Raw genomic sequence first — 15,469 nt, forward strand, 5'->3', positions numbered from 1 at the left:
ACGATTGTGGCGAAAACCAGCGCAATTGCCACCCTCACCGCCATTCCTGACGGCGTCACCGACCGTTGATACGGCTGAAAGGAGCCCGGCAAGCTGCGTCACGATGCCGCCGGAGACGACAGGTGTCGGCCCGATATCGCCAACTTCATGGAGTGGTGCCCCGACCTCGATGAGGTCGTCGGGCAGACGCCCGAGCGGAAGCCTCGACGTGGCGCGAGGATTGATAAGATTGCAATCCAGCAGCCCGTCGCACGTACGCGCTATCGTCGTTCACCGACAATGTCGTCCAGTACCGGGACAACCGCCAGAGTTAGAAGTACTCCGGCGAGAGGCAGTGTCGACAGAAAGCCGAAATGCCTGAAGCCCACCGCGCCGACCAGGCCGCCAACGAAGAACATGCCAAGCAATGATGCCAGCAGCGCGAGCTTTCGCCTGTCAGCGCGGACAGGCATATCCATGCCGACGAAGTTCCAGTAGACCAGCTTTCCAAGTTCGATGCCCATATCGGTGACGAGACCTGTCACATGGGTCGTACGGATCTCGGCCCTCGATACCTTAGTAATGATCGCATTCTGAAGGCCCATGACGAAGCAAAGCACGCCGACTGTGGCCGATACGAACAGGAGACGATGATGTCCAAGCGTCGAGCCGATCAGGCCAAAGCAGAGAAGGAGGGCAGATTCCAGCAACAACGGCGTCGCATATACGCTTTGCGCGCGACGGCGGCGGCCCCAGTTGATCAGGATGGCGGAGGTGGCTGCACCGAACAGAAACGCTACCAACGCGCTCAGCCCCGCCACCACCAGTCCGATTTCGCCCAGCGCGAGGTTATCGGCCATGGAGGACACGATGCCCGTCATGTGCGAGGTATATTGCCCGACAGCCAGAAAGCCACCAGCGTTCGCCGCACCAGCGACGAATGCCAGCCAGCGACCTAGGCGTCGATTGTTTGCATCAGTCCGCTCCGGACTTGCAAATCCGCGAAGATAGTTGATAGGCATGGCAAGTAGAAAATGACCTTGATGTGCTCGGTTGGAGACCGGTTAGCCCTCGTGTGGACGAAGGGCCTCGTGAGTAGGCTTTGCCTGAGTGGATCTCAAGGTGGCCAAGTGGCAGGCGCGGAAAAACGGCTGTATCGGTCGCGGTGACGTTAGTGACAACCACGTTTACGCCTTCAAAATTCTTTCGCACTAACAATTCTGGACTGGGATCGTTCCCCTCGGATGGTTTTTATTCTTTTCGCCAGGGCAACCAGCAGCTCAAGCGCGCGGCACTCGCCGCCTCGTCACAGTGCCTTCGAATCAGGTAGTCGCCGGTCGAACCCGTCTTACCACGACGCGCCACTCGCACACACGCTTTTCGGGGGGCGGAGCGATCCAGGTCTTCGGTACGATCTTGACTGTAGCGAATGAGCCCCGGATTTTGCAGTTGCGATTCCGCTTCGGTGACCCTTGGTCGGCACACGCTTGCCGTCGACGACCTTCGGCCCCGTCCACCCCTTGGACGTGCGCAGCACGATCATCGGCCAGTGTGGGCGTTCGGGCCGCTGGCCAGCGGGCAGCGCGCGGGCGTTGCGCTGAATCGTATGAATGTCCGCAACGACGATGTCGAGCGTCGCGGCGAGAATCTGATGAATGGCTTCGGGGTTGTCCCTCTCAACGAAATATGGCTCGTAGCCGTAGCCCCGCATCAGATCCGTCAACTCGTCCTTGCCGATGCGTGCGAGCAGTGTCGGGTTCGCGATCTTGAAACCGTTTAGATGGAGGATCGGCAGCACGGCGCCGTCGCGGGCCGGGTTCAGGACTACAGCGTGGTGAAACGGCAGTTCGACCGGCAGTTGCCTGATCTGAAGGCGATATAAAACGCGTATCTTTGTGCGGCGTACATAAGCTTGCCCCGGTCACCGGAATCATTGGCAGTGGGAAACGGCCCCTTGCCGGAGGACGTATCAGCTGGTCATCGGTTGCTCAATGACATACGATGTGGTGTCGCTCTGGCGCTCGTATGCGCCGGCCTCGACACTGGAGGAGACGTTAATATGAGCAGAGCGGATGAGGTGACGGACGATGTCGCGCGGGCGGCTTTAGCTGTGTTTTACCGAGCCATGTCGCTTAAAGATATATCCCTGTTTCGGACCGTTGTAACGCCAGACTGGCAGTACATCCCGCCTTCTCCAGGACCGGTGTCGGGGCCGGACTCTATGATCCCTGTGTTCGCGGATCTGTCGTATTCACTGCCTGACATGGACATCAGGATTCTGGATGTCTTGGTTCACGGAGACAAGGTGGCCGTGCGTGCGATCGTGACTGGGACGCAGTCGGCCCCACTCATGGGAATCGCAGCCACATCGAAACCTGTCAATTTTGCGATTCACTCGTTTCACGAATTCCGCAAGGGACATATTGCCAAAACATGGCACCTAGAAGACTGGCTAGGTGTTTTTCGTCAGATCGGAGAGTTGCCGTCGAACCTTCCGTGATGACAGGTCGACCGGTATATCCGCTATGTGGCCTGTTCCTTGTATCGCTGCTGGCGCCGTATCTCGAATGCGAGGCCAGCTGTCGCCGCAGTTGGGAATCATGACGCGGCGACACATCCGCCTGAGTGCGCCATGCGGCGGAAATGAAGTTTTGGTCTGGTCCATGCCTGAAACCAACTCATCGCACCCAGCAGCGTCAGCAACATTCGATCGACCGCGGGCGGTTGTCTCTGTCTAATCTGGAAGACTGATATGGAAAGCACGCCGAGACACAAAATCCCCGCAACGCTGATTCCTGGCGATGGAATCGGACCGGAAGTGGTTGCTGCAACGGTTCAGGTTCTTGACGCTTTAGGATCCCCCTTCATCTGGGACGTACAGCATGCCGGAATCGCCGGGGTCACCCACTGTGGGGACCCTCTACCAGATGTGACACTCGAGAGCGTTCGCAAGAACAAGCTTGCCCTCAAAGGTCCATTGACGACCCCGATCGGCGAGGGGTTCCGCTCTTCCAACGTTCGACTTCGCGAGGAGTTCCAGCTTTTTGGCAACGTTCGGCCCGTGCATACCATCATCCCTGGCCGCTACGACCAGATCGACCTCGTGCTCGTGCGCGAAAATCTCGGTGGGTTTTATGTTGCACACGAATACTACATTCCCGTCGGCGATGATCCGAAAGCGGTTGCAGTCGCGACCGGTGTAAACACACGCGATGCGTGCGCACGAATCGCAAAATTTGCCTTCGAATATGCCTTGAAGCACGGACGAAAGAAGATCACCGTTGTGCATAAGGCCAACATCCTGAAGGCACTCACAGGATTGTTCCTGGAAGCCGCTCGAGACGTTGCCCGGGATTACGAAGGTCGGGTGGAAATGAATGACATCATTGTCGACGCCTGCGCCATGCAGCTTGTGCTGAACCCGTGGCAGTTCGATATGCTTGTGTGCACCAATCTGTTTGGAGACATTCTGTCGGATCAGTTAGCGGGGCTTGTTGGCGGACTGGGCATGGCGCCCGGCGCCAATTACGGTACTGACACGGCAATTTTTGAAGCCGTACATGGGTCGGCGCCGGACATCGCTGGTAAAGACGTGGCCAACCCCATTTCCTTATTACTTGCATCAGGCTTGATGCTTGAGCATGTTGGTAAGGGTGATCTCGCCAAACGATTGCGAATTGCAATCACTGAAACACTCAACACCGACCATATCTGTACGCGCGATCTGAAAGGCACAGCGTCAACGCGCGAGTTCGCCGCCGCAGTGGTTCGCCGGATCGAGAGCACGTAGTCACGGGGAGAACAAGAACCTCGCAATCGGCGTGGGTACGGCCGGCTACGAGTTTTACCATGAACGTCGTTGATTTCGCTCCTGAAGTCTCGCCAGACGGACGCGCGATCATATTTCGTTTGTCTGACCGACGTTGTGATGTCGAATGTGCGATTACGCGAGAGGCGCTTGAAGAATATTTCTGGTTACCAACGGGCGCAGACGATGTTCGCATGCTGAAAACATTTGCAGACTGTCGCCGGCGCATTCTCGCGGTCGCAGAAAGGAAAATGCGGGTGCGCCCAGATCAACCGGTCCGATTCACAATTGATGACTTTGTGGCGAAGCGCTAGACATCTGACGACGGACGGCGTTGGAGTCGGAATCTGCTGGTTCCGCGGCACGTGCGCCGAACGACGAAGGCATAATACTTGCACTGAACAAAACCGCACGATCGTGCCGATGTTGCTAATTGTTATTATGCAAAATTGGCCTCGCGAAGCGAATGGACATCACCACTTCGCCATTCCATCTTGATATTTGACATACAGCGCTCGAGATCGTCCTGATTCGATCTTCTGCCCAACTCCGCGAGTTTGCTTAACAGTTGAAGAAGCAGGAGTTCCGACGTGGAACTTTGGATTCAACCATGCGCGCCATGCGCTGACCTTTACGGACGGCCGTCTTCGGTCGATCCGCACGATACGTTGACTCTCATCGGAGCTAGCGCAGTGAAAGACGCTCAACTTGAGCAGCGCTACTCCTGCACGCGATGCTGCGCTGCATTCGCGCGTATCTTCCGCGGCGAGCCGCGAAAGCAAATCTGGATGCTTCTGAACGCTGGGCAACATTGAGTTGGTCATAGCCATTGACCTATCGGATCCAAATGGCGCCTTAGGGTCGAAAATCCCCGGTCACCCCTCGCGGCCGCAACGATGCGTATCCATATCCTGCGTGTTGCGCAGCACGAAACTCGAAGCGCTTTCCGGGTGAGTGAAACCCCGCGTAGGGGGCACGCCATGCTGCTCGACCGCTGCAAGGCGTAGTACATTAGGGCGATCACCGTCGCCATGGTTTTTTCGCATGCCACCGATTACCAACCTCCGTTCACCAGCTCAGCGAGCACGTCGATCGCATGCCCAAACATGACCGTGCCCGTGCCCGAAACAGGCTCTTTGAACGTAAAATAGGCCCGATAGTTCGCGTTCAAGCAAATCGCCGGAAAGCTGACGCGGCGCATTTCAACGCCCACTCTGCAGAAAGTTTATCGAGGTGTTCTAGGCCATCAAACGTCGCTTGCCTGCACTGTCGGTCGGACATCCCAGCTCGGCAGTGACGCTAAGGCCAGGCTCGCAATGGAACTGACGACCCTGCATTCTGAATATGCGGGTGTGCCGAAAAATTGGGTGCATGTCTTGTTCCAGGACTATGCGCCGGGCAGCGGGTTCACCGCCGGAGAACCGTCGGCAACTGCCGCGTTAACGCTTTTGATGCGGTCCGGGCGGTCACCCGAATACAAGCGGGAGCTGATCCAGCGTCTTTGGAAACTCTTTCAGACCGCCACGGGAGCGCCCGATGACCAGATTGTCAGCGGCATTCAGGAGTTGCCAGCCAGTCAGGCGATGGAGATGGGGCAGGTCATGCCGGACATCACCAACGAATAGGTTGAAGGCGAGGGCGCTAACGAGCGTCCTCGCTAAATGGCGAGCTGAGATTTGCTGTCACGTCATTCCGGACAGGAAGACTGGATCTTTCACTGCCGATTTTTCGCCTGGTAGGCAACGGGCGGCAGGTAGTCCGAAGTCGAGCGCAGATGGGCGCATTCAAGCCACCTTGATTTTTCCGGTGTGCCCCATCCAGAGGTGGTCCGCAATAACCGGCGCTAGCGTCGCGCGAGCCTCTTCTGAATTTGAGTGAAGAGCCAACTGACGAGCAGCGTGGACACGGTGCCCAAGGCGACCTGCACCAGCCGGAATAACGGCACGCCCCATAGCGGCCCTTGCGTGGGAACCAGCAGCACGATGGTCGCGGTGATGGCACCGAGGCGCGCTGCGCTGCCCACATTCACGCACCAGCAGACACCGATTACCGCGGCAATAGTCGTCGCGTAGCCCAAGATCTCGTGCGTGCCGGCACCGAGAGACGCGCCGATGAAACCGAACAGGCCGCCCGCCATGGCCCCGATGAACTGGTCTCGCGACAGGTTGCGGGTGTCCGCGTAGGTGTGCTGCGTGACGGCGATGGCCGTAATGGCCGCCCAGAAAGCCTGCTCAGTGTGCAGCGCGCGGGCGATGCCGTAAGCGAGACATGCCCCGCACACGGCCTGCAGTGCCGTCAGACTGCCCTCTGCGAGCCGGTCGCGTAACGGCAGGCTCTTGAGCAGATCGATCAGCACGTCGGCTGCGCGGATGCGCGCTTCGTTTCGCGTTTCTTTCGTTTCAGTCATCGTTCGTGCTGGATTTTTTTGAGCGCCAGGAGGCCTTCACGGTAGTGGCGTATCAGCATCCGGAAGGCCGCGCTTCTCCCGAACGCCGCCAATCTGCAGCGCGCAGGGCTACGTGCACCCCCCAGTATCCCTGGCGCGGCCCGGCCCGGCCTTCAGCGTGACCTGAAGTGATGGCGTTGACCGTAGAAACTGGCACTGCGCTCGAGGCAACGCGCTACACACTCCCAACGATCGCCGCCGCGTTCATTTCGCTTACCCAGAGACACGAGCCCGTGGGGCTGGAATGACCGTTAGGGACCGGATCCCCTGTGCGCCGTGAATCAGGACACCCTCGATGTCAGCGGTGGCCGATGGCCCGCTCATCAGCACCGCATAGTTCGCGGCGAAGAATTCAGAGCGGTGATACGCGTGGTGCAGATTACCGATAATGTCGGCCGGATCGAGCAGCGCAACGAGATGCTGTGACAGATAGCCAAGCGCATTGACCTGATACTGCGCTTCGCTAAGCCAGATCGACCCGGTCTCGGCGACCGCGAAGCGCGGCCGCACGATGCCGACATCGACGTCGTTCAGTTCGTGCGGATCGCGGACCTCTTCGACGCGCCGCGTCCCAGCCACTTCGGGAACGGCCGAGCAGATCACTTTCGCGTCCGGAAAGCGCGCCCGGATCAGTACGTCGAGATCGCCGTCAGCGGGCATCTCCGCCCAGATGCCGCCCATCTGGGCCAAGGATTCCTTGAACCTGTCGAGCGCCGGCGGCAAACCAGCATCGAACATCGGGACCTTGGGTAGCGTTGCCGGCGTGCGCTGCGCGGCGCGCAGACTGTCGAGAATGGCGTTTCGGCTGCTCATTTTGCTTTCCTGTTCTTCAGATACCAGTCGCGGAAGGTTTGCTCGGGCGCATCAGGCACTTCCCGTTGCTTGCCCCACGCATTGAAGGGGTTGTAGATGAAGGCACGCGGCAACGTCGCGACAGCCGTGTCCGCTGCCTTGATCGCCACGCGGTACAGCTTCGGCTCCGCCAGCACCTTGCCTGCGACCTTCATCGCCTCTTTCTTGATGAATGGCAACTCATGCTGCTCGGCGACAATCTGGCGCCACTTGTAGATCTGCTCGTGAATGTTGATCTTGACGGGACAGACGTTCGTGCAGCTGCCGTTCATCGTCGAAGCAAACGGCAGCGCGCTGTATTTCTTCAGATCGAAAGTCGGATTGATGATCGCGCCGATGGGGCCGGAATACACTCCGCCGTAACTCAGACCGCTGCTGCGCCGGTAGACCGGACACGTATTCATGCAGGCGCCGCAGCGGATGCACTTGAGCGAGTACCAGAAGTCGTCCATCGCGAGTCGTGCCGAACGCCCGTTGTCTACCAGCACGAAGTGCATTTCACCGCCTTTACGCGGGCCACGGAAGTGCGATGTGTACTGCGTGATCGGCGCACCGAGCGCACTGCGCGACAGCAACCGGATGAACACGCCGAGATGCTCGAGCTTCGGAATCAGCTTCTCGATGCCGATCGATGCAATGTGCAGCGGCGGCACATTCGCACTCAGATCGGCATTGCCTTCATTCGTGCACACGGTAATGCCGCCCGTCTCTGCGACCGCGAAATTACAGCCGGTCATCCCGGCCTCGGCATTCAGGATCACCGGCCGGGTCGCGTCGCGCTGCGCTTCGGCGAGGTAATGTACGTCGCTGTTATTCGGGTCGGTTCCGAGTGTTTTAGAAAACACACGGGAAACGTCAGATGCGAGCTTGTGAACCGCCGGCACGACGACGTGTGCGGGGCGCTGGTGATCGAGCTGCTGGATCCGTTCGCCGAGATCGGATTCGACGACCGTGATACCCCGCGCTTCGAGGTACTCACGCATCTCGCACTCTTCGGTGAGCATCGACTTGCTCTTGACGAGCGTCGTCGCGCGGTGGCTTTCGAGAATGTCGTGCACGATGCGATTGTGCTCTTCTGCATCCTTTGCCCAGTGCACGATTACGCCGTTGCTCGTCGCGTTTCGCTCGAATTCCTCGAGATAGCCGGCAAGGTGCGTCAGCGTATGCTCCTTGATGCCCGAAGCAAGCGAACGCAGTTCTTCCCATTCCTCGATACCGTGCGCGGCCTGATCGCGCTGGGTTCGCAAAGCCCACAGGCGCTTGTCGTGGAACTCGAGGTGCTTTTCGTCGCCGATAAACTCGCGCGACGCCTTGACGTGGTCAACGCGTTTCATGAACGGGCTCCATTGAGGATCTGGGCGATGTGGATGAACTTCAGATCGAGGCCGAGCCGTTCCGAGCAACCTTTCTGGTGCATCAGGCACGACGAATCGGCGGATACGATGTATTCGGCACCGGTCTGCTTGTGATCGCGCACCTTGTCTTGCCCCATGCGCGCCGACACCGGCTCCTCAGTCACGCAGAACGTGCCGCCGAATCCGCAGCATTCGTCAGGTCGAGCGGGCGCAACGAACTCGATGCCCTTGACCTTGTTCAGCAGCGACAGCGGTTTCGAGAAGAACGGCTCGTCGACCTCCGACATCTTTGCGGTGCGCAGCCCTCGCAGCGTTCCGCAACTGTTGTGTAGGCCAACCTTGTGTGGAAACTCGGTCCACGGAAGCGCGTCGACCTTCAGCACGTCATGCAGGAATTCGACCAGCTCATAAGTGTTGGCGCGCACTGCCCGGCTTTCCGCGGTCGGTTCGACGGCCGTGAAATGATCGCGCACGTGGTGCACGCAGCTGCCGCTCGGCGCGACGATGTAGTCGTAGCCAGCGAAGTTCTTGACGAACAGCCCTTCAGTCGCGGCGGCGTCTTTTTCGCATCCGCTATTGCCCATCGGCTGACCGCAGCAGGTCTGATCGAGCGGAAAATCCACATCGCAACCCAAACGTTCGAGAAGCTCAAGCGTTGCGACGCCGACATCGGGAAAAAAAGCGTCGATGAAGCATGGAACAAACAAGGCAACTTTCACAATTTTCTCCGATGAGTACCAATCGAGCCAGCGATGCATGATCGCAAGGTTTTCATAATGCGCATGAAAGAACAGCGCGGCCAACAGGACAGCAACGGCATCACGACGAACCAAAGGTTAATCAAGCGGACGTGTCGCGAATAGACGTACATCCGGTCGCCCAAACAGTCGAATCGTTGTTTGAACCTATACCAAGGTGTGATGCGTGCATCCGTCTGGCAGAACGGTCGCCACGTGGACAATGGTAGGCAGAGATCGCGACGATTGAGTGCGCCACGTGGGAAGGAGGCAGACTATTCTGCGAGATGTTGGCATAGGCATTTGAGGCAAACGTTCAACGACATCAGAGACATCTTGTGGAAAAACCCATGCCGCGAAAATAGTGTGTAGAGGGCGCTGGCGCAAGCTTCCATTGCGACGAGACGGGCTGGGCGGTTTGCAAAAAACGGTGCCATCTGGTGCCGTTTCAGTTGCATCGTCAATATCGGCTTGCCGTTCTCGTTCACCCCCGGGGACTGGAAGATATTTCGAAGTCCCATCTTTCTGCTTTTCTGAGCCGGGAAAGAAGAATTGTGCATTGTCAGGATGAAACGGGACAGAAGGATTGTCTACTACATATTCCTGTTAGGGACGGTGTTCAAACTCATGCGTCCGCAGCGACGCACGCAGAACCACCCGTAGCGAGGCATGACGCAGCGAAGCGAGGCCGTGGTGATAGTTTTGTCTCGGACTTGAATGTTGGAGCGGCCGCTTCGCACTTTTTAAACGGCCCTTGCGCCTACGCGGGTGCGTAAGGCTGCTTCGGGTCGCCTTGTGCCTTTTGCATAAAGCGGGGTGGGTGTGATCATCGCCGCGTGATCATGAGACGCAATGCGGCCAATAGTTGCCGTTCGCGCAACACAGAGAGCCGTCATTCCAATGGCCGGTTCACTTCAGAACCTGCCGAATGCCCGATGGAAGCATGCGGCCGCCACTGCCGACGTTCAGTTGTCGGTGTCGGTGAGGCAGCTTTAGTTTAGGTTTGTAGGATGCGTGGCTTTTACCGCGCAGATGGGCCCGCACCATAAGAGCACGCGGGCAAGGTCCGACGGGGAATTATGCTGGGCCAGGTTGTATATCAATGGTAATGAGGCAGTCAACGGCGACGGGTGACGTAAAAAGCCACCGCGCGATTACTGCGATGGTGGCGGCGGCCCAGACCAGTCCGATCTGAAAGGGCGCCCGGACAGGGCGGTGCCATCACCAGGCGAAGGTCGATCATGGAGGTCCGCCACATCGATGTGCTGTCCGGCCACCGTACCCGTCCATTGCTGACGCTCGAACTTGGTCATCAGTTTCTCGATTTCGAGCTCGAGATGTACCCTCTCCCGCTCGGCCCGCTCCGCGTCACCCCGCAGCCGGGCGATTTCGAGACCGAGCTTTTTCCGGTCCCGGGCCGCACGGCGGCTGACGAGACCTGCAATCACGGCGCGCATAGCAACGGCCAGAACAAGCGGTAATGGCCACATATGCTTCACCCATTCGGTCAATGCGCTGAGTGTGCTCATAGCCGTTCCCCATGGATCTTGCTCCTACGCCACGGAGCCGGCGGCTACTTCGGTAGGATGTCTGCGCATTAATGCTGACAGCGCCGGCGCCCCGGGGCGCAACAGATGAGTAACGCCGCGAGCTATCACGCAGCACAGGTAGTTGACGAGAAAAGGAGCTTCCCGCAATCCTGCTACGTGGCTAAAGACCATTATCCTCGTCCGTGTAGTCGCCCGCGATAATGCGTGCAGCATTGCGCCGCACGCGCACGTCTAACCGGGGGTCGTTGAAGTCAAATACGTACCGATTGCGCAATATCTTTTGCACATCGGTCAGAAACCAAAAAAAACAAATGTGGACATGGCCCCTCCTTACACATTTCCTCGATTCCTTCGGCTGATGGCCACGGCCGACGTTCAAATCAATGCTTGCCGGCCGGGCGGCGAATACATCAAGCGATGGAGCATGCTTAGGGTCCGTCGAAAAGGAGAGGGACCCGACAGGCTCCAGGTTACATACCGAACGCGTACCGATTCGCCGCTCAGTGGCCGAAATAGAGCCGCTTCGGATCGGCGTTGGCTCGATCGATCATCGGCACACCAGATACCGACGACGCACTTCCGATTCCACCGTAACCGCTGGTTGTCGCATGTTGAGCGGCAACACGCGCTTCGGCTGCCTGGATCGCCTCGGGGTAGTGGGCGTCGTCGTCGCCCACGTGATATCCCGCGCGCTCGAGTTCAACTAGCTCGGCGCGGACATGGGCCCGTGAGACAGGAGCATTCAACTGCGCGTTGGAAACAACAGGAATGCTAAGCACAGTGACAAAGAATGTGATGTGAAACAGGGTTCTCATGACAATTACCTCAAAAAATGGTGAAGTCTGGGGGACAGCCATGTCGCGTCTGTCGCAAGCGGAAACGGGCCGGGTGCACCACCCAGTGAACTCGCGTGCACACAAAGCACCTTACCGTATCGACATTCGCGCTGCGCACGGTGTCATCGTCTCCGACGCAACGGGACTACCATGATTCGACGCAACACTTCGTCCAGCCACGGCGAATCCGTCAAACGATGAAATCCGTTGCGTTCTTGTGGAGCTCACGCAGGGGCGGTTCTTGTTCGTCGCACTCGACGGCAGCCACCTGCATCCGGTCCAGTCCAACCTCGTCTTTCGCTTGCGTGAGACCACCATAGCGAGTGGATGACTACGGTTCGATTACGGATCGCTGAAATAGTCGCGGGCTCGCATAGAAACTATCCCCATACGCCGGAATGCATTGACTGATGAGCATTTCCCGGCCATGGCGGAGTTCCGAGGAACAGTTTGGGAGGTTTTGCGCCTGCAATCCGGCATGGCGCACCGGGCTGGTTACCGATTGACTACCGATAGGCGCCTTGCCGCACACAGCGGGGCTTTGCCAGTCGGGCGAGCGCGTCGCCTGAGTCTCTCGCGGAAGCTGCGTAACCCGTGTAAGCGCTTGACCGATGGTTCGGGAGATCGGATCATGCAAACACGCTGATAAGTCCGGGATGCCGGGGAGAGAGGACGTCAGATGGCGAGCCTGGCGAAGCTCACGCGTCCGAGGCTGCATGAAGTAGTGCCGCGGGAGCGGCTATTTGCGCAGCTCGATGCCGCGCGCAGCCGCTACCCGGTGATCTGGGTGTCAGGTCCGCCCGGAGCTGGCAAGACGACGCTGGTGGCAAGCTATCTGGACGCCAGCAAACTCGCGGGCATCTGGTATCAGATCGACGCCGGCGACAATGACATCTCGACCTTCTTTTACTATCTGAGCCGCACGGTCGAAAGCCCAAGGGGTAAGCGCCAGGTCCCGCTGCCGCTGCTCACGCCGGAGTACCTGGCAGACATCCCCGGCTATACGCGGCATTTCTTCCGTGAATACTACAGTCGACTGAAGGTGCCTGCGGTCCTTACGCTCGACAACTATCATCAGTTGCCCCACGACTCGGCGTTCCATGGCGTGCTGGAGCTTGCTTTGCGGGAAGTGCCAGAAGAGGTGAACGTCGTGGTGATAAGCCGAGAGGATCCCCCCGCCGAGTGTGTGGAGCTCGTCTCGTCAGAACGACTGACACGTCTGGACTGGGACGATCTGCGCCTCACGCTGGAGGAGGCACGCGCGATTGCCGCACTTGGCCTGGATGTGGACGAAAAAACTCTCCGCTCGCTGTATCAGATGTCCGGGGGGTGGGCAGCCGGCTGGACGCTGTCGCTGGAGCGCGCCAGACGTTTCGGTTCCCAGGCAGAGGACATCCGGGGGGAGGCGCGGGAAGCGATCTTCAGCTACTTCTCAGGTCAGATCTTCAGGACGGCGGCCCCGGAGACGCGCGAATTCCTGATCCGGACGGCCCTGCTGCCGCGCATGACGGTGGCGATCGCGGAGAAAATGGGCGGCAGTTCGCAGGCTGGTGAACTGCTTGACCGCCTCTACCGCCGCCAGCTGTTTACCGACCGGCGCGGATCCAAACCTTACAGCTATCAGTATCACGACCTGTTCCGGACATTTCTGCTCGACCAGCTGGACCAGTTCTATACTCCTGCCGGTATCAATGAACTGCGTCAACGTGCGGGCAGGCTGCTTGAAGAGACAGGCCAGGTCGACGATGCATTTTCCCTCTACCGCGCCGCCCAGGACTGGGACGGGGCAACCCGTCTGATACTGGGGAATGCCGGAACGCTGCTCGAGCAGGGGCGCGGCGAGACGTTACGCGACTGGATCGGTGCACTGCCGAAGGCGATTGTCGATCAGGCTCCGTGGCTTGTCTTTTGGCTTGGTGTTTCGCTTGTTTCGTCTGCTCCCGCGGACGCGCGTGTCGTGCTCGAGCTGGCGTTCAAGCAGTTTGGGCAGAAAGAGGACAGGCTCGGTCAGATTCTCGCCTGCACGGAGATAATAGTGGCGTATTGGACCGAATATGCGAACTTTACGCCGCTCGATCGCTGGATTGATGCCCTTGATGGCCTGCTGCAGAGCGTTCCTGAATTCCCTTCTCCAGTGATGGAGCTGCGGGTCAACGTGGCGCTTGTCTATGCTCTGGCTTACCGGCGGCCAGATCTGAACCTGCTTGAACCCCGGATCCACAGAGCGGAAGAACTGCTGGCCAGCGATGACATACCTGTCAACGAGAAGGTAGCTGTAGCAACGCCCCTGCTAGCGTGTTACGACATTTCACTTCAGCATGCGGACGGCAGGCGTCTGGTCGACCGTATTCAACCGTGGCTCAACGCCGCCGAAACGACCCCGTACAATAAAGCTTTTTGGTACGGGACGCTTGGTTTTCACCTTTTCTACTCGGAAGCGGAAATCTCTCCGGCACAGGATGCGTTCACGACCTGTCTCGAGATCTGCGCCGTAAACGCAATTGCCTTGCCTGTGCTGAATTCCTTAACGCTATTCGGGCTTGCGCACGTTGCCATAGAACGAGGTGATCTCTCCGCTGCCGAGTCATACCGCGCCAGGGCCGAACGCTATGCCGACCCGAATCGGTTCCTCGATCAGCTACACGACGCATGGTTAAAGGGACGCCTCGCCGAAGCGCACGGCGATCGGACCAGCGCGATCCAGTTCGACGAACAGCAGGCTAGACTCGCCGCCAAAGCCGGGGCGGCATACTATATCCGCCACGCATACCTGAGACTGGCTTTTCACCTTACTGAGGCCGGCCGATTTGCGGAGGCTGCAAGGTCGCTGCAGGATTTGCGAACGATGGCGCAGGCAACCGGGATGCAGGACCGCTGGGAGAGCGCCATTGCGTTTGCGGAAAGCTACTGGGCACTGCTGCAGGGCAATCTCGAGATCTGGGCGGAGAGATTCAGGTGCGCAGTCGGGCAACTCAAGTCGACCGGGGATGGGCTTGGCCCGCGAGCGCGTAAGGGCCGCCACATGCCACGCCTGTTTGCTGCCGCGCTCGAGGCAGGTGTCGAGACGGACTACGTCCGCCATCTGATCCGACGCTATAGGGTGCGCGCGCCGTCACTTGAGGCCACGAACTGGCCGTGGCCGGTCAGGGTCCATACCCTGGGTCGTTTCGAGGTGCTGCTGGATGACGTTCCGTTGGCGTTCGCGCGGAAGGCACCGAAGAAGCCGATGCAACTGCTCAAGGCATTGATCGCCTTCGGCGGAATGGATGTCCCTGAACAGAGGCTTACCGACGCGTTGTGGCCGGATGATACGGGCGACAGCGCTCACAATTCATTCAGTGTAGCGCTCACACGATTGCGGAAGCTCCTGGGCGATGCGGACACGATTGGGCAGGCCGGCGGGCGCGTGAGCCTGAATCGTGACCTTATGTGGGTTGATGCCGGTGCGTTCGAGCGAGCGTTCGGCGATGCAGAGGCGGCGGAGGGCGCGAGCAATGAAGATTCCATGCGACGCGCGATTGACTACTACCGCGGCAGCTTCCTTTCCGACGATACCGGCGAGCCCTGGACGGTCTCGCCGCGCGAGCGATTACGGTCCAGGTTCATCGCGGGTTTGTCGGGTCTGGCGCGGCGCTACGAACAGGACGATCAGATCGACGCGGCGATCAGCCTGTACCGCCGCGGTATCGAGGCTGATGAACTGGCTGAAGACTTTTACCGGGGGCTGATGCGGTGCTACCGGGCTCGGGAGGAGCGGGCAGAGGCTTTAGCGGTTTACCGGCGCCTGAAACAGATCCTGTCTGTCATTCTGGGAATCGGGCCGTCACCCGCGACCGAACGGCTGGCCAGGGAATTGCGCGTGATGTGACGAGCGAATTTTTGAATCACGCCTACTGCGGGCGTCTT

The 15,469-nt window shown here is 59.0% G+C and carries 13 protein-coding genes; 5 read left to right on the forward strand and 8 right to left on the reverse strand.

Features of this window, described 5'->3' with window-relative positions:
• Positions 1-260: 260 nt before the first annotated feature.
• Both C2L65_RS42410 and C2L65_RS46905 read right to left on the reverse strand, forming a co-directional pair.
• On the reverse strand, positions 261-1,001 hold the full coding sequence (locus C2L65_RS42410; protein ID WP_042312131.1) for a YoaK family protein: 741 nt from the start codon (positions 999-1,001) through the stop codon (positions 261-263).
• 326 nt (positions 1,002-1,327) lie between these two features.
• Positions 1,328-1,777 carry a phosphoketolase family protein gene (locus tag C2L65_RS46905; RefSeq protein ID WP_042312132.1) on the reverse strand — a complete coding sequence of 150 codons (450 nt, stop codon included), beginning with the start codon at positions 1,775-1,777 and terminating at the stop codon, positions 1,328-1,330.
• A 261-nt stretch (positions 1,778-2,038) separates the two neighbouring features.
• Here C2L65_RS46905 and C2L65_RS42420 point away from each other — a divergent pair, with 261 nt between their 5' ends.
• From C2L65_RS42420 to C2L65_RS42440, 4 genes are all read left to right on the forward strand, one after another.
• On the forward strand, positions 2,039-2,479 hold the full coding sequence (locus C2L65_RS42420) for an ester cyclase (protein WP_042312134.1): 441 nt from the start codon (positions 2,039-2,041) through the stop codon (positions 2,477-2,479).
• Positions 2,480-2,731: 252 nt separating this feature from the next.
• Positions 2,732-3,769: an isocitrate/isopropylmalate dehydrogenase family protein gene (locus C2L65_RS42425; protein WP_042312136.1), complete on the forward strand. Its 1,038-nt coding sequence runs from the start codon at positions 2,732-2,734 to the stop codon at positions 3,767-3,769.
• 59 nt (positions 3,770-3,828) lie between these two features.
• Positions 3,829-4,101 (forward strand): DUF1488 family protein, encoded by a 273-nt coding sequence (locus tag C2L65_RS42430; RefSeq protein WP_081921231.1) that lies wholly within the window; start codon positions 3,829-3,831, stop codon positions 4,099-4,101.
• 1,002 nt (positions 4,102-5,103) lie between these two features.
• Complete coding sequence (locus tag C2L65_RS42440; protein WP_052426949.1) at positions 5,104-5,412, forward strand: tautomerase family protein; 309 nt, start codon at positions 5,104-5,106, stop codon at positions 5,410-5,412.
• A gap of 218 nt (positions 5,413-5,630) precedes the next feature.
• Here the strand turns inward: C2L65_RS42440 and C2L65_RS42445 are convergent, their stop codons facing one another.
• The 6 genes from C2L65_RS42445 to C2L65_RS42475 form a co-directional block, all read right to left on the reverse strand.
• Positions 5,631-6,194, reverse strand: a complete 564-nt coding sequence (locus C2L65_RS42445) for an FUSC family protein (protein ID WP_042312138.1) — start codon at positions 6,192-6,194, stop codon at positions 5,631-5,633.
• Positions 6,195-6,446: 252 nt separating this feature from the next.
• Positions 6,447-7,046 (reverse strand): LutC/YkgG family protein, encoded by a 600-nt coding sequence (locus C2L65_RS42450; RefSeq protein WP_042312140.1) that lies wholly within the window; start codon positions 7,044-7,046, stop codon positions 6,447-6,449.
• Positions 7,043-8,419 carry a lactate utilization protein B gene (locus C2L65_RS42455; RefSeq protein ID WP_042312142.1) on the reverse strand — a complete coding sequence of 459 codons (1,377 nt, stop codon included), beginning with the start codon at positions 8,417-8,419 and terminating at the stop codon, positions 7,043-7,045. Before C2L65_RS42455 ends, C2L65_RS42450 begins: the two co-directional genes overlap by 4 nt.
• Positions 8,416-9,159: a (Fe-S)-binding protein gene (locus C2L65_RS42460; protein WP_042312192.1), complete on the reverse strand. Its 744-nt coding sequence runs from the start codon at positions 9,157-9,159 to the stop codon at positions 8,416-8,418. The genes C2L65_RS42455 and C2L65_RS42460 overlap by 4 nt, the downstream gene beginning before the upstream one ends.
• A 1,172-nt stretch (positions 9,160-10,331) precedes the next feature.
• Positions 10,332-10,706: a hypothetical protein gene (locus tag C2L65_RS42470; RefSeq protein WP_081921235.1), complete on the reverse strand. Its 375-nt coding sequence runs from the start codon at positions 10,704-10,706 to the stop codon at positions 10,332-10,334.
• A 521-nt stretch (positions 10,707-11,227) separates the two neighbouring features.
• Positions 11,228-11,542 carry a DUF4148 domain-containing protein gene (locus tag C2L65_RS42475; protein ID WP_042312150.1) on the reverse strand — a complete coding sequence of 105 codons (315 nt, stop codon included), beginning with the start codon at positions 11,540-11,542 and terminating at the stop codon, positions 11,228-11,230.
• Between the two features lie 700 nt (positions 11,543-12,242).
• Here C2L65_RS42475 and C2L65_RS42480 point away from each other — a divergent pair.
• Entirely contained in the window at positions 12,243-15,431 is a 3,189-nt protein-coding gene (locus C2L65_RS42480) for an AfsR/SARP family transcriptional regulator (protein WP_042312151.1), read from the forward strand.
• Positions 15,432-15,469: the final 38 nt, after the last annotated feature.

The sequence above is a fragment of the Paraburkholderia terrae genome (assembly GCF_002902925.1).
Classification (GTDB): Bacteria; Pseudomonadota; Gammaproteobacteria; order Burkholderiales; family Burkholderiaceae; genus Paraburkholderia; species Paraburkholderia terrae.

Excerpts from the sequence above, each read along its gene's own strand:
- C2L65_RS42420 (WP_042312134.1), top strand. The coding sequence starts at position 2,039 with ATGAGCAGAGCGGATGAGGTGACGGACGATGTCGCGCGGGCGGCTTTA.
- C2L65_RS42470 (WP_081921235.1), bottom strand. The coding sequence starts at position 10,706 with ATGAGCACACTCAGCGCATTGACCGAATGGGTGAAGCATATGTGGCCA.
- C2L65_RS42410 (WP_042312131.1), bottom strand. The coding sequence starts at position 1,001 with ATGCCTATCAACTATCTTCGCGGATTTGCAAGTCCGGAGCGGACTGAT.
- C2L65_RS42430 (WP_081921231.1), top strand. The coding sequence starts at position 3,829 with ATGAACGTCGTTGATTTCGCTCCTGAAGTCTCGCCAGACGGACGCGCG.
- C2L65_RS42425 (WP_042312136.1), top strand. The coding sequence starts at position 2,732 with ATGGAAAGCACGCCGAGACACAAAATCCCCGCAACGCTGATTCCTGGC.
- C2L65_RS42480 (WP_042312151.1), top strand. The coding sequence starts at position 12,243 with ATGGCGAGCCTGGCGAAGCTCACGCGTCCGAGGCTGCATGAAGTAGTG.
- C2L65_RS42440 (WP_052426949.1), top strand. The coding sequence starts at position 5,104 with ATGGAACTGACGACCCTGCATTCTGAATATGCGGGTGTGCCGAAAAAT.
- C2L65_RS42475 (WP_042312150.1), bottom strand. The coding sequence starts at position 11,542 with ATGAGAACCCTGTTTCACATCACATTCTTTGTCACTGTGCTTAGCATT.
- C2L65_RS42455 (WP_042312142.1), bottom strand. The coding sequence starts at position 8,419 with ATGAAACGCGTTGACCACGTCAAGGCGTCGCGCGAGTTTATCGGCGAC.
- C2L65_RS42445 (WP_042312138.1), bottom strand. The coding sequence starts at position 6,194 with ATGACTGAAACGAAAGAAACGCGAAACGAAGCGCGCATCCGCGCAGCC.
- C2L65_RS42450 (WP_042312140.1), bottom strand. The coding sequence starts at position 7,046 with ATGAGCAGCCGAAACGCCATTCTCGACAGTCTGCGCGCCGCGCAGCGC.